This is a genomic window from Corynebacterium sp. HMSC034B08, from assembly GCF_001835805.1.
Classification (GTDB): domain Bacteria; phylum Actinomycetota; class Actinomycetes; order Mycobacteriales; family Mycobacteriaceae; genus Corynebacterium; species Corynebacterium coyleae.
The window spans coordinates 64,070-77,874 of the sequence record NZ_KV825963.1 but is presented as its reverse complement, the minus strand read 5'-3'; the positions used below and the strand labels follow the sequence as shown (position 1 = coordinate 77,874).

The following is a 13,805-nucleotide window of genomic DNA, read 5'->3' as shown; positions in this document are numbered from 1 at the left end:
CCGGAACACCGGTACCAAAAACCCGCATCTGACAGGTGGTTGATGTTGTGACCGGCTAGTTGGTAGCGGTGTTGGCGGTGTCTGGTGACGCTTTCGGGTGGGTTACATCACTACACGGAACTTGACCATCGAAACATCATCGATGACGGGCACGTCAGAGTTTTGTGAACTGCGCGACTTGGGATGTTCTGGTGCGAAACAGCCCGATCCGCAAAGTTGCCTTCCAAAAAGTAGGTATACCTAAATAACCTTTGCTAACGCGTAGCTTCTCATCTGCTTATCTGTATCTTGGATAAGCTTTCGCACTGCTTCAATCCACCATCTAACTTCTGGTTTATATAGTGTTGAAATAGTTTTGGCCGAATGGACCGCTTGACAGCGGATTAGGAAGAGCTCTTCAATCATTTCTTTGGTTGGAATCGCGTTTTCGTTTTCGTGTCCTAGAACTGCCGGAAGGCGGACAGATTGTGAAACAGTTGGCCCTTTGATTGTGTCTTTCACTGTGGTCAATCCGGCCATCTGGAATAGATGATTCACGTTTTTGAGTGTCGCGTTGTTTAAACCGAATCCTCCTTTGCCTTCCGTGGCGCTATTGCCGATCGCCATTTGTTTGACTCTCGATTTCCATAGTGATCGCCAGCCGGGATCAACACTAAGCTCCCACGGGGTTGCATCGGCGACAAAATTGTTCCGAACCTCGGTGGAGATTAACGAGGGATTGATAGCGTCCGCTAGATGCCCATTCACTTCGATGGCCAGCTGTTCCACGAAATCTTCCCAAACCGCATAAAGGAAAACCATCGTACTGAGATATAGAGAGGTTTCTTCTTTGCGAGGTTTACCTGCTCCTGTTGCCGTGTAGCTCATTAGATTTGAAACGACGGTCATGCCCTGTTCTGCGTCTTGGCGAGCTTTGGAAGGGTGCTTCAAATGGGTGGTCACTGCCTGTTCCTTGGATAGAGGAGAGCGATCGATCAGATGCCCCGTGATGCAAGCACGTTCTGTTCGGGTAAAGAGTGATTAGGTTCACCGTTCGGAGCGTAGAAGTGTTGGGCTGAAGAGGATCGCATTTTCTGTAGGACGTTATAAATTATACATTCCTAGCAAAACTGTGAGGATGTATTGCTGAAGCTTGGAGGGTGGGCCGGAGTGTGCAATGGGAAGTCTAAGGGGGTCGGTTTTGTCAATGATCTAGCAGCAAGCAAGTGGCCACTGTTTTGATTGGGGCTGCTCGGCGATTTCGATCGTAGTGTGGCTAGTGGGGAGGGTGATTTTCGTTCTATGTCTTAAAGTTTCACTTCTGTCAGTGTCGGCGAGCAAAACTTTCGTTAAGGCACACCGGTGGAGTTTTCTTGGAGCATATTTGAACTAAAGGTGTGTTGCTCGAGTGGATTAGACGGCATCACACTCTTGCTATCGACCTCGATCGTGAGTACATTGTGAGTACATCGCTTTAAGGAGTTTGAAATGGCAGTCAAAGACCGGCGCTTGAACTTGCGTACATCCGCACACCAAGAGGAGTTTTTCCGCAGGGCCGCTGAGGTGACAAACACTTCGGTGTCACAGTTTGTGCTCGACAGTGCCGTGGAGCGTGCATTGATGGTGCTTGCTGATCAGCGGCTTTTTGTGTTGGGGGAAGAAGGTTTCTCTCGTGTTGAGGAACTTCTCGACCAGCCGGCCGACTTCTCTAAGCTTGGCAAACTTTTCGCTGAGGAGACTCCATTTGGCAAGGAGTTTCAATTTGGCGACTGACGGTGTGCTTCAGCCGCCTCGGAAACTTGTTAAGGCGGATGATCGCTCGAGTTTTCATTGTGGGGAGGTGTCGCTCGATGTGTGGTTTCGTCGCTACGCCATGCAGAATCAACAGGCACACAACTGCGTTGTTTACGTTTCCAAGTGGAATGACCGCGTCGCTGGGTACTATGCGGTCTGCACGGGCGGGATCGTTGCTGGAGCTGCGCCAGAATCGTTTTCCAAAGGGCGTCCCGATCCGATCCCAGTGTTAATTCTCGCGCGGTTAGCAGTAGATGTGGATGCGCAGGGGAAAGGAGTTGGGAAAGCGCTGCTGAGAGACGCTCTAGCGCGGTGCTTCACTGTGGCTGGAGAAATTGGAGCCGCGGCAGTGGTTGTACACGCGTTGGATGAACACGCGAAACGGTTCTACATGCAGTACGCAGAATTTCAGGAGATGCCGGAGCAACCGTTACATCTCTTGCTACCGATTAGAGGCATCAAACAGTTTATGACCCAGCCCGCAACCCCCTAAAACACCAACTGGTCCAGGAAGCGCTGGGCGCGCTCGGACTTCGGGGCGGCGAAGAACTCCTCGGGCGGGGCGATCTCGATGATGCGGCCGGCGTCCATGAATGCGATGCGGTCGGCAACCGCGCGGGCGAACGCCATTTCGTGGGTGACCACGAGCATGGTCATGCCGTCCCGGGCGAGGCCAACCACCACGTCGAGGACTTCACGGACGATTTCGGGGTCGAGGGAGGCGGTGATTTCGTCGAGAAGCAATGCCTTCGGCTGCATCATAAGCGCGCGCACGATGGCCACGCGCTGCTTCTGGCCGCCGGAAAGTTCGCGCGGGCGAGCGTCAGCCTTGGCGGCGAGCCCTACGCGTTCGAGCAGCGCAACCGCGCGCGAGCGGGCCTCATCCTTGTCCGCGCCCTTGACCACCTTCGGGGCGAGCAGGAGGTTCTCCATCACGGTCAGGTGGGGGAACAGGTCGTAGGACTGGAACACCATGCCAACGTCGGAACGCACGTCCTTGAGTTTGGTCGCGCTGGACGTGACGTCGCGGCCGTTGACTAGGATCTGTCCGGAGTCCACCGGCTCCAACCCGTTGACCGTGCGTAGCAGCGTGGACTTGCCGCAGCCGGACGGGCCGATGATGGCGAGGACTTCGCCGGGATTGACGGACAGGGTGACGTCGTTAAGCGCCTTGTGCCCGTTGGGGTACGTCTTGGAAACATGCTCGAGCGAGATGAGCGACATCTAGCTCCACCTTTCTTCCAGCTTGCGCGCGGCGAGCGAAATGGGAAAACAGACGAGAAAATACAGCAGGAACACCACGCCGTAGATCCATAGGGCGGCGGACGGGTATTCGAAACGGTTGGCGTCGATGATTTGCTGCGCCACCTTGAGCACCTCCACCACGCCAATCAGCGCGACGAGCGAGGTGGTCATGATCATGCGGTTGGTCAGGTTGATCGTCGCGGGGATCAGACCGCGCAGCGCCTGTGGCAGCACAACGTGACGATAAAGCGCGCGCCCCTCAATGCCCAGCGCCGCCGCAGAGAGGTACTGGTGGCGCGGCACCGACTCGATAGCGGCGCGCACCAAATCACCCAGCTCCGCTGTGCCCCACAGCGTAAACACAATCACCGCAGCCACCCGCGCATCCAGGTTCAACCCCCACGCGCGCGTGGCGTCGAAGTACACCAGAAACAGCAGCACCAACTGTGGCATGATGCGCACAAACTGCAGGTAGGTCTGGGTGATCACGCGAACAATTTTGCTTGGCGACGACATCACCACCCCCAACAGCGTCCCCAACACAATCGACAAACCCATCGACGCAAGCGCGATCTGGATGGACACGCCAAGGCCTAAGACGAGGCGCTGGAAGTTGTTGCCGTCGGCGAGGATTTGGAGATCAGAAAACATTCGCGCGCACCTTCTTCTCCAGTCGTCCTGCGATCAGCGATACGGGCAGCAAAATGATCAGGTAGAACGTGACCAAAAGCAGCAACGCCTCGCGCGTTTCGTAGGTCTGGCCGATCTGCTCCTTGGCGGTGTAGACCAAATCCGGCAGTGCCACGATGCTGACCACCGAGGTCTCCTTGATCAGGAAGATGATGTTGGCCGTGATCGCCGGTAGTGCAAGCGCAGTGGCCTGCGGGGCGACCACGTGGCGCAGCGCCTGCATCCGCGACATGCCCAGGCTCAAACTGGACTGCAACTGAATCGGGGCAACGCCCTCCAGGCCGGCGCGAATTGCCTCCGCCATGTACGAGCCACCCAGGAACGCCAAGCCCACCACGGCGCAGGTTTCGCTCTCCAGCACGACGCCCATCTTGGGCAGGCCGAAGTACAAGAAGAACAATTGCACCAGAAGGGGAGTGTTGCGCGAGAGCTCGATGTACACCCGCGCGATCTGGCTCAGCACGGGCACCTTGAAAAACCGCACCCCGGCCACCAGTGCGCCAACGATAAAGGCGAGCACAATGCCTTTGGCGGCAACCCTCACCGTGAGGACTGCCGCCGAAGCATAAACCGGGATGTTCTCGGTAACGACCGAAAAGTCCATGAGTTAGAGCTGGCCACCCTCAACGACCAGGTCGTCCGCGGAAACCGCGTCGCCGTACACCGGCTTCAGGGTCTTCTCGTATGCGTTGTGGAAGAAGTTCTCCTTGCCAAGATCGACGAGTTCGTTGTTCATCCATTCGCGCAGGTCGTCGTTACCCTTCGCCACCGCGCCCGCGATGGTGTCCGTCTCACCCAGCGTCGGGATCGTCGCGGAGAAACCATCGGTCTTACCAGCCCATGCGAGAGCCTCCGTGTTGTCGGTGACCCAGGCGTCGCCGCGGCCGTCGAGAAGCGCGTTCGTCGCCTCGGTGTACTGCTCAAACTTGGTCAGCTTGATCTCCGGGTGGTTCTTCTCCAGGTACGCCTCCGCGGTCGTACCCTTAACGACGATCACGTTCTTCCCCTCAAGACCCTCAACACTGTCGATCGGTGCCTCGTCCGGAGTAACCGCACCCAGCGACACCTTCATGTACGGGTTGGCGTAATCCACCTTCTCCGCACGCTCCGGGGTGACCGTGAAGTTAGCCAAAATGATGTCGACCTTGTTGGTGTCCAGGAACTCCACGCGCGAAGCGGCCTCCACCGGCACATACTCGACGTTTACGCCCAGGTCATCGCCCAGACGGTTGCCGTACTCGATGTCGTAACCGGCGAACTCGCCGTTCGAATCCACGTAGCCGAACGGGGACTTGTCCGAGAACACGCCGATCTTTACCGAGCCGTCCTCTTGGATCGTGGCCACATCGCGGAAGCCCGCGGCCGGCTCCGCGCCGTTCGTTGCGTCGGTGTCGCCGGACTCCGCGGAGCAGGCGGTCAGGGTAACGGCGGCGAGAAGAGCGGCGGCGCTGGCGGCGAGGCCCTTGCGGGTGTTGCGGGACGGGAAGAGTGACATGACAGTGAACTTTCTTTTGTAAAACTACGGCGGCGGATACCGCTTGGTTCAGTAAAAGTACACCAGTCTGTCTAGTTTTGTGAACTGGGGTGTTCGCTTTGTATTCATGCGGCGCGTTTCGGCTGCTAGAAGTCGTTACCAGGAATTCGTTGGTGCGGGGTTGAAGTGGCACGAACGACATCCCGGTAACGACATTTGCGAGGGAGGTACGGTGCAGCCGATTGGTCGGCATCGCTGCATGGCAGTCGAGTTTGGTCTGTACGCAGAGGCGCTAGTGGGTCATAATCGAAGCCGAAGGCTCGAATTGAGGAAGGAGGCGCAAATGGATCAGTTTTATACCTATGAACGCTTTGCACAATGGGTGCAATGTGAACTTGCTGCCGAGAATGATTCCTCTTTTGTGGTGCGTGTGCTGAAGCGTGTTGTGTCAGAGATCCGGGATATTAAAGATCACAAGGAGTTCATAGCGGCGCACCGTGAACCGGATACGACTGGAGATGCAGATTGGGATCGTGTCATTCGAGCTGCTGCTGAGATGACGTACTCCGAACGCTTCCCTGGGGAGAGCCCTGGATGGTCTGTTGAGATTTCCGAACCTCCTGAGGCCTGGTTCTACCCGACGAGTCGTCCTTCTCGGTTCGTTTTCAACCTTGAACGGACTCCGATCTCCTTCCGTAAAAGAAGTATCTGCTTGGGTGAGGGAAATCTACGAACGGCGAAGGATCACGATCGCCCGTGGATCTAACCTGAACGGCAGGGCCGTTCCGCTGCTAGATGTCGTTACCTGGATGTCGTTAGTGCGGCCTGGAAGGAAGCGCGCGGACCACGCGGGAGGGGAAGGGAAGAAAGGGCCCCACACCCCACCGCCTACCGCGGCTCGACGGGGTTGCCTTGCCAGACGGTGTTGGTGGGGACGGAGTCGCCACGCATGACCAGCGAGCCGGGCCCACGGTGGCGCCGGTGCCGATAACGGAGCCCGGTAGGGAGACGGAGTGGGCGCCGAGGGTGGCCGACGCCTCGATGGTGACGGTGTCCAGCGACATCACGCGATCTTGGAACAGGTGCGTTTGTACGACGGTGCCCGGCCCGACGGTGGCGCCGGCGCCCACGGAACACAGGTCGGTTTCGGGGAACCAGTAGGACTCGACCCACGCGCCGGGCCCGATGCGGACGCCCAGGGCTCGCAGTGCGAGGTTCATTTCGCCGGAGCCGGTTGCCCAGTTGAAGAACCAGGGTGCGGCGATGACTTCGATGAACTGGTCTTGCAGTTCGTTCAACCACACGAACCACGAGTACAGCGGGTGTTCGCCGGCGCGGTGTTTGCCCACGAGGACCCACTTGGCCACTACGGCGGAGGCAACTGCGACGACGCCGACGCCCATCCAGGTAAGCCCGCCGAGCAGGTACGTCCACCAGCCGATGCGCTCAAGCAACGTCACCACGCAAGCCGCGAACAGGGTGGCAAGGACCGCCTGGGTCATCGGGGCTAAAAGGCGCATCGTCTCCACGACACCACGCCTGCGCACCAACCCCTTCGCCGGTTCGTACGTCGCTTCACCTGCGGCTTCGACTTCCACGCGGCGCATGCGCTCGGGCGGGGATCCCCACCAGTTCGAGTGCGCCTTGGACTTCTTCGGGCTCGCGGACAGCACCGCCACCAGGGAGTGTTTGGCCAGTTTGCGGCCCGGGGCGACCATGCCGGAGTTGCCCACGAACGACCGCTTACCCACGACGGCGTGGTCGGTCCGGATCCAACCTCCGCCGATTTCGTAGCCGCCGGCGAGGGTGTCGTCGGCAAGAAATGCGCCTTCGCGGACTTCGGTGAGTTTCGGCACCATGACCGCGGTGGACACTTCTGCGTGCTCGCCGATGTCGGCACCGAGCAGGCGCAGCCAGACGGGGGTGGCGGCGCCGGCGTAGATGGGGGAGTAGCGGGTACGGGCGTCGTCCATGAGGCGGGTGACGGTCCATAGGCTCCAGCCGCGAAGCGACCGGACGGGGAACACGCCGGGTTGGACACCAAGTTGCGCGAGGCGCACGCCGGCCCAGGTCAGGGTGAGTCCGAGGCCGATGTAGACCACGCCACCGACGGGCGCGAAGACCAGCAGGCCCCACACGGAGCGGGTGTCAACCAATCGCGCAAGGCCGAGCGTCGCCGCCGCACCACCCAGCACCGCTAGCGCGGGCAGCACCGACAACGCCAGGGAGGTCAGTCCGTACGCAAGCGCCCACATGGGGCGGCGCGGCGGGCGTTCGTTGGGGAAGCGGTGCTTGGAGCGACCCTTCTTGCGCGCGGGTGAGCCGGCCCAGCGCGAGTGTTTCTTCACCGGTTTGTCGCCGGTGACGGTGGAGCCGGCCTCCACGTGGGCGCCCTCGCGGATTTCGGTGCCGGGCATCAGTGTGGAGCGCGCGCCCACGCGGGCGTCGGGGCCGATGAACACTTCGCCGACGTGGAGTTCGTCGCCGTCGAGCCAATACCCGCCGAGGTCGACGCCGGGCTCGATGGCTGCGCCCTCGCCGATGGTGGCCAGACCGGTCACCGGCGCGAATGCGTGCATGTCCACGTCCTTGCCCACCGTGTTGCCCAGCAGTCGGGCGGTGATCTTGGCGGCGTTCGCGCTCGCGATGTTCATCGCGCCGGAGGCAGCCAGCCACCGCTCAGCGGCCCACAGCCGCAAATGCACAGTCCCGCCGCGCGGGTACACGCCGGGCGCAATCCGGCCGCGGATCGCCCGCGCCCCGAGCGCTCCGATCGGGATGCGCCCCAGCGGCGTGCACAGCACCGCAAACGCCACCGCGAGCCAGGTCCACGACAGCGTGGTCAGGCCCAGCACATTTGCGACGATCGCCACCCACGTCACCGCCGCCGACGCCTTCAGCGTCATCACCGGCACCATGAGCAGCGTCTGCGCCAGCCGAGTCGCGCCGGTCACTGGAGTCACAGAACGTTCGCGGGTGGAGGTTTTGGTGGTGCGGGTGAGGTCGTCGATAAGCGATGCAAGCGTTTCCAACCTCGGGTGGTCGTAGAGGTCGCGCACCGCGATGGTGGGCACGCGCTCGCGCAGACGCGCGATGAGCGAGGCGGCAGCTAGCGACGACCCACCTAACTCAAAGAAATCCGCATCCTTGCCCGGCACGTCCAGGCCGAGCACCGCCACCCATGCTTCGGCAACCCACTGCTCGGTCGGCGTCATGCCGACCGCGTCCACGCTGGCGGGCAGCGGCCACGGCAGGGCCTTCTTGTCCACCTTGCCAGAGGTGCGGATCGGTAGCTCATCCATCACGTGGATGCGCGGCACGAGCGCGGCTGGCATGACCTCGGCGAGGCGCTCGCGCATCTGCTGCACGTCCAACGAAACGCCCTCGTCGGGGGAGACATAGCCGACGAGCACCTTGTCACCTGCGGGCAGCGTTTGTACGGCGACGGCGGAGTTATACACGCCCTCGAGCGCGGCCACGTTGGCCTCCACTTCGCCGAGCTCGATGCGGCGCCCGCCGATTTTCACCTGGTCGTCGGCGCGGCCGATAAACGCCAGGCCATCCTCGGTGAGTCGCACGTGGTCGCCGGTGCGGTACGCGCGCTCCCAATCACCCATGGGGGCGTACTTCTCCGCGTCTTTCTCCGGGTCGAGGTAGCGCGCGAGGCCCACGCCGCCGATGATCAACTCACCTGCTTCTCCCTCGCCGTCGCTTGCGATGGCGAGGTCCCACCCATCCAGCGGCCAACCGATGGTCACCGGCTTGCCGGGGAAGAGCCGGGTTGCGCTGGCCACCACGGTCGCCTCGGTGGGACCGTAGGTGTTCCACATCTCGCGGCCGTCGGCAAGGCGGTCGGTCAGTTCTTGGGAGCAGGCCTCGCCGCCCACAATGAGCAGGCGAATGTTGTCCAGGGCCTCCTTCGGCCACAGTCCGGCGAGGGTGGGCACGGTGGAGACGACCGTGATGTCGCGACGGATCAGCCACGGGCCCAAGTCCTGACCCGAGCGCACTAGCGCGCGCGGGGCCGGCACCAAACACGCCCCGTGGCGCCAGGCCAGCCACATCTCCTCGCACGACGCGTCGAACGCCACCGACAGGCCCGCAAGCACGCGGTCGTCGGGCCCGAGCGGTTCGTCCTGGCAGAACAGGCGCGCCTCCGCATCCACGAAGGCGGCGGCCGAGCGGTGGGTCACCGCTACGCCCTTTGGTTTGCCGGTGGAGCCGGAGGTGAAGATGATCCAGCAGTCGTCGTCGGGGGTGACTGTTGCAAGCGCGCCAAGCTCGCCGCCCAACACACCACCACCAACCGGCGCCTTCACCATCCGCAGGCCCGCGTCGGTCCAGATGGCGTCCACGTCCGCTTCGGTGAACACGGTTTCGGCGCGCTCGTCCGGGTCATCCGCATCGACGGGGACGTAGGCGCAGCCGGCGCGCATCGTCGACAAGATAGCGAGGTATAACTCGCGGGTGCCGGACGTCATCCGGATGCCGACGCGGCCCCGGTACGGCACACCCTGGGTGCGCATGGCGGTGGCGCGTTGGTCGATTTCTTCGACGAGTTCGGCGTACGTGATTACTTCGCCGTCGTCGATGGCCGCCGCGCCGGGGTGGGCTTCGGCGGAGGCGAAAAGGACATCAATAAGTGTCCGCTCCGGCGGGGCGAGGTGGCTGCGCAGGAGCGGATTGGGAAGGGGCTCGGCTTGAACCATGCGGATTAGGTTAGACCTATCCGGGGCGCATCGCTCGACTACACGGCGACTACACGGCTATTCCGTCTCGAGCGCTTGCGACAGCTTCTTCAGGTTCTTCAGCTGCTTCTGGGACGACGCTTCGAGTGCGCGCTCCTCGGCTGCAACCACGTCGTCGCCAAGTTTGGCCAGCGCCTTCGTGCCCTTCTTGGTCGCGGCGACGATCTGGCGGCGACGGTCTTTCGGGTCGCGGTCGCGGGTGACCCAGCCGAGTTTCTCCAGCGAGTCGATGAGCCGCACCATGTCGGAGGCGTCGATGATCAGCAGCTCGGACAGTTGGCGCTGCGACATTGGAGCGACGTCCACGCAGGACAGCACCCAGTACTCGCGCATGGTGGTGTCGTGCTTGGCCAGGGTGCGTTCGACTTCGTCCTTGGTGTGCCTGCGCACGCGTTCGATCTGGAAGTGGGGAGACTTCAGCAGAGCGGAGGGCAGTTCAGGAAGCGTCGACATACCCCCACCATACTTCCCTGCGGCGTCCCAATGGTTGGGACGGCCTAATTTTCGTGCGGCAAACCTTGTTCGACCCAGGCGGTGGTGCCGCCCGCGACGTTGTAAATGCCGTCCCAGCCGAGGGCTTGCTCGAGGTATTCGCCGGCCTGTGCGCTGCGGCCGCCGCCCTTGCAGATCAGGTAGATGTCCTGATCCGGGTCGATTTCGCTGTAGCGTGCCACGAACTCGGACAGCGGAATGTTCTTGGCGCCGGTTGCGCGGACGGCGGCGTATTCGTCGGCCTCGCGGACGTCGATAAGTTGCGCGCCTGCAGGGACTTCAGTGACTTGGACATTCTCCATGGCTCGTATGATAGCGCCCGTGACGTCCACTCCTCGCTGGGTTTATCATGCGCGCCGCATTGTCGCGCTGCTCATCGTTGTGTTCGTCGTGCGCATATTGCTTTTCGACGACACCACGCCTTCCCCCGAAACCCCCACCACGGAAGAGACGTCGTCGGAGACGTCGGTTCGTCGACAAGCAGCTGCGCAGATTCCAGCGGGACGGCCGGTGGAGATGGTTGTGCCGGTGTTGGGGATGCGCGCCGGGTTTGAGGCCGAGGATTGCCGGGTGGTCGATGGCGCGATCGATCCGAAGAGCCTGGATAAGGCGTGTGCGCTGACGGGGGAGGGGTACCCGTACGCGCTGCCTGGCACGGATGCGAAGGATCTTGTGGTCATCGCGGGTCACACGGGTGCGGGGGTGAGCGCGGTGTTTAACAAGCTTTACGACGGCACCACCGAGCACCACAACGTTGCCGTCGGCGACTACCTCTACGTGCGCACCGAAACCTCCGGGCAGGACTGGCTGGTCTACCGCGCGACCGATCTGCACGATCCTGACAAGAAGTCGCTTGCCTCCAACCCGGAGATCTGGGGTGACGGGCCGATGCCGGGCAGGCTGCTGACCATCAGTTGTGTGCAGCCGTCGAACCTGCTGGCCAACTCGGTGCGCAATGCGGTGGTGGGGTGGCAGCTCGAGGGCACCGCCACTGACGACGAGGTGGAAACCGTCTTCCAGCCACGTTGATTTCTGGTGCGTTGTCGCGCCCGTTTGTCAAATTGTGACAAAAGTTTCTCGTGTGACTGGTGTAAAAACTGTCAAGGCACTGTAGACTTCAAGTTGAACTTTAGACTTTCTCAACTTCAGGAGACCACAATGAACCGCCTTCTCGCCGCAGCCGCCGCTGGCGCTCTCGCCCTGGCCGCCCTGCCGATGACAAACGCCAACGCGCAGGACCTGCCCAAGGAAACCAAGGACGCGCGCGGCGAAACCTACTTCCTCAACGAGGAAGGCACCCACTACGTGCCTGACGCGCAGGAGGCGCTCAAGCCGTTCGCGCAGCTCGACTCCGCACAGCAGGAGAAGGCAGTTGCAATTGTTGACGCCGCCGTGGCCGGCCTCATCGACACCGGCGTCATCCGCGACGCCCAGACTTCTGTGCAGGCACCGGCACCCGCTCCCGCCCCGGAGCTCTCTGAAGAGGAGAAGGCTGAGGCGCAGTCTGGCGGCGAGGCCACCCAGGCCCCGGCTGAGAAGCCGCTTGGCGCCGACAACGTCGACCCGGCCAACCCGGACCCGGTTGCCAACGGCTTGGTCAAGTTCCCGCCAGTGGCCACCCTGGACGGCGTGACCTACTTCCTGAACAAAAACGGCCACACCTTCGTCGCCGATGTCCTGCGCGTGAACTCGGATGTCACGCCGGAGGAGATTGCGTTGAGTGATGGGCTCGTCGCAAAGTTTGCTGGCGAAATCGCGCGCCAGGGTATCGAGGCCGCTCGCGCTGCCGGCGACCTGAACGTCGACGTCGCCCCGGCTGCCCCGTACGCCGCCGAGCGTGGCGGCGCTGAAACCGTTGACGCGGCCGCCGCTGACACTGCCGCGACCGCCCAGCGCGGCCTCGCCGCCGAGACCGGCTCCAACACCCTCGTGCGCGCACTGTTCGCGCTGCTGCTCGCATCTGTGCTGGGTACCGGCGTATACGCCTTCGCGCGCCGTCGTCTTATCTAGGACACCCGACTTGATTTACGGCTGAGAATGATGTTCTCTTAGTTCGTGAATTATAGACATCTGATCGCCACCGCCTGTGCATCCGCTGTGATCGCAGGCGGTGTCGTAGCTCCTGCAACCGCCCATGCTCACGTCGACATCGACCCACTCAGCCGTGAGTGCAAGGAAGCCACTGCAGCTGCGAAGAGGGGCGCGCCGATCCCGCACATGGACCGCTTCGTGTTTAGCGACAACGAAAACGCCCTCGTCGGCAACACTCTGTACCTCCACGCGCCGGAACACCTGAAGCCACACATCAACCGCGCCACCGACGAATGGGTCCGCGCCACCAACGGCCTCGTGCGTTTCGAATACGTGGACAAGCCCGGCTACAAAGTCGTCACCGTCCAAGAGGCCAACCTTGGCGGCTCCGTAGGCCGCGTCATCGGCAACGTGAACAACATGAAGGTGCTGATTAACCCCGACACGATCCGTGGAGGACACGAACCGAGCATCACCATGACCCTCGCCCACGAGATCGGCCACGCCATGGGCCTTGCCCACTCGTGCGACGGTGCGCTGATGAAGGTGGGCAACAACCGCGGCAAGTCCGCGACTACCCCGCAGGCCCTGGACGCACAGGTGCTCATCCAGCACAACAACCTTAAGCAGTACGGCGGCCGCCCGCCGAAGCCGAGCACGACTGCTGCGCCTGCTCCTGCGCCGGTTGAGCCAACGACCTCGAAGCCTGCTCCTGTGCCGGTTGAGCCAACGACGTCTGAGCCCGCACCTGTGGTTCCGCAGCCGTCCACGCCTGAGCCGTCCACGCCTGAGGTCAGCACAGTCGTTACGACGGTCCCGGCCACAACGACCACCGAGGAACCGACCAGTGAGGAACCGACCAGCGAGACCACGGTGATCGAAACTGTCGTGGTTGAGGAACCCACCTCTGCGGAGCCGACCCCTGAGGAGCCCACCCAGGTCGCTCCCGTCGAGGAACTGCCGAAGCCGACCACCCTGCAGGAAGCGTTGGATGCGGTGAAGGAAGCGGCGCGTAACTACATCGCCGCGGATGCAGCTGCTACCGCAGCGCAGGAAACGGGCGAAGGCATCGACGAAGCCGAGGCAGCTGCGGATGCTGCCTGGAGCGTCTTGCAGGCTGCCCAGAACAATCTTGAGGAGTTCAAGGCGCAGCACCCGGATGCCACGCTCGAGCCGGAGGAGTCAGTAACCCCGACGGCAACTCCTACGACCAAACCCGAACTCGAGCCGGAGCCAACGCAGGTGCCGGAGCCGACGTCTGAGGTAACCACCAAGCCCGAGGTGACGACGCCTCGTTCCACCACGACCGCGAAGGCAACTACGTCTGCGCCGACGACGACCTCTACGACCTC

At 62.1% G+C, this 13,805-nt stretch carries 13 protein-coding genes and 1 pseudogene; 6 read left to right on the top strand and 8 right to left on the bottom strand.

Features of this window, described 5'->3' with window-relative positions; translation table 11 throughout:
- Positions 1-240: 240 nt before the first annotated feature.
- Positions 241-942 (bottom strand): hypothetical protein, encoded by a 702-nt coding sequence (locus tag HMPREF2656_RS06375; RefSeq protein WP_141761033.1) that lies wholly within the window; start codon positions 940-942, stop codon positions 241-243.
- Between the two features lie 525 nt (positions 943-1,467).
- Here HMPREF2656_RS06375 and HMPREF2656_RS06370 point away from each other — a divergent pair.
- Entirely contained in the window at positions 1,468-1,752 is a 285-nt protein-coding gene (locus HMPREF2656_RS06370) for a type II toxin-antitoxin system TacA family antitoxin (protein ID WP_070422461.1), read from the top strand.
- Entirely contained in the window at positions 1,742-2,266 is a 525-nt protein-coding gene (locus HMPREF2656_RS06365; RefSeq protein WP_070816153.1) for a GNAT family N-acetyltransferase, read from the top strand. The genes HMPREF2656_RS06370 and HMPREF2656_RS06365 overlap by 11 nt, the downstream gene beginning before the upstream one ends.
- Here the strand turns inward: HMPREF2656_RS06365 and HMPREF2656_RS06360 are convergent.
- Genes HMPREF2656_RS06360 through HMPREF2656_RS06345 form a run of 4 tightly spaced genes read right to left on the bottom strand, consistent with a single transcriptional unit; the run spans position 2,263 to position 5,203 of the window.
- Positions 2,263-2,997 carry an amino acid ABC transporter ATP-binding protein gene (locus HMPREF2656_RS06360; RefSeq protein ID WP_070816152.1) on the bottom strand — a complete coding sequence of 245 codons (735 nt, stop codon included), beginning with the start codon at positions 2,995-2,997 and terminating at the stop codon, positions 2,263-2,265. The two genes, HMPREF2656_RS06365 and HMPREF2656_RS06360, sit on opposite strands and share 4 nt — an antisense overlap.
- Entirely contained in the window at positions 2,998-3,669 is a 672-nt protein-coding gene (locus HMPREF2656_RS06355) for an amino acid ABC transporter permease (protein ID WP_070816151.1), read from the bottom strand.
- Complete coding sequence (locus tag HMPREF2656_RS06350) at positions 3,659-4,312, bottom strand: amino acid ABC transporter permease (protein ID WP_070483476.1); 654 nt, start codon at positions 4,310-4,312, stop codon at positions 3,659-3,661. The genes HMPREF2656_RS06355 and HMPREF2656_RS06350 overlap by 11 nt, the downstream gene beginning before the upstream one ends.
- Positions 4,313-4,315: 3 nt before the next feature.
- Positions 4,316-5,203, bottom strand: coding sequence for a transporter substrate-binding domain-containing protein (locus HMPREF2656_RS06345; RefSeq protein WP_070816150.1), 888 nt, complete (start codon positions 5,201-5,203; stop codon positions 4,316-4,318).
- Between the two features lie 322 nt (positions 5,204-5,525).
- On the opposite strand from HMPREF2656_RS06345, the gene HMPREF2656_RS06340 reads away from it, so the two are divergent.
- Positions 5,526-5,948 carry a hypothetical protein gene (locus HMPREF2656_RS06340; protein WP_101740970.1) on the top strand — a complete coding sequence of 141 codons (423 nt, stop codon included), beginning with the start codon at positions 5,526-5,528 and terminating at the stop codon, positions 5,946-5,948.
- A gap of 122 nt (positions 5,949-6,070) precedes the next feature.
- Here the strand turns inward: HMPREF2656_RS06340 and HMPREF2656_RS06335 are convergent.
- The 3 genes and pseudogenes from HMPREF2656_RS06335 to HMPREF2656_RS06325 form a co-directional block, all read right to left on the bottom strand.
- A pseudogene (locus tag HMPREF2656_RS06335) lies at positions 6,071-9,891 on the bottom strand (Pls/PosA family non-ribosomal peptide synthetase).
- 57 nt (positions 9,892-9,948) lie between these two features.
- Positions 9,949-10,383 carry a MarR family winged helix-turn-helix transcriptional regulator gene (locus HMPREF2656_RS06330; protein ID WP_070422469.1) on the bottom strand — a complete coding sequence of 145 codons (435 nt, stop codon included), beginning with the start codon at positions 10,381-10,383 and terminating at the stop codon, positions 9,949-9,951.
- A 44-nt stretch (positions 10,384-10,427) separates the two neighbouring features.
- Positions 10,428-10,724: a rhodanese-like domain-containing protein gene (locus HMPREF2656_RS06325; RefSeq protein WP_070422470.1), complete on the bottom strand. Its 297-nt coding sequence runs from the start codon at positions 10,722-10,724 to the stop codon at positions 10,428-10,430.
- Between the two features lie 19 nt (positions 10,725-10,743).
- Between HMPREF2656_RS06325 and HMPREF2656_RS06320 the strand changes: the two genes are divergently transcribed.
- From HMPREF2656_RS06320 to HMPREF2656_RS13085, 3 genes are all read left to right on the top strand, one after another.
- Positions 10,744-11,451: a sortase family protein gene (locus HMPREF2656_RS06320; RefSeq protein WP_070816149.1), complete on the top strand. Its 708-nt coding sequence runs from the start codon at positions 10,744-10,746 to the stop codon at positions 11,449-11,451.
- Positions 11,452-11,580: 129 nt separating this feature from the next.
- The gene (locus HMPREF2656_RS06315; protein WP_070569197.1) at positions 11,581-12,432 is read left to right on the top strand and encodes a hypothetical protein; all 852 of its coding nucleotides are present in this window, start codon (positions 11,581-11,583) and stop codon (positions 12,430-12,432) included.
- 45 nt (positions 12,433-12,477) lie between these two features.
- Positions 12,478-13,805, top strand: a 1,328-nt coding sequence (locus HMPREF2656_RS13085) for a hypothetical protein (RefSeq protein ID WP_210400967.1), incomplete at its 3' end; no start/stop codon positions are given.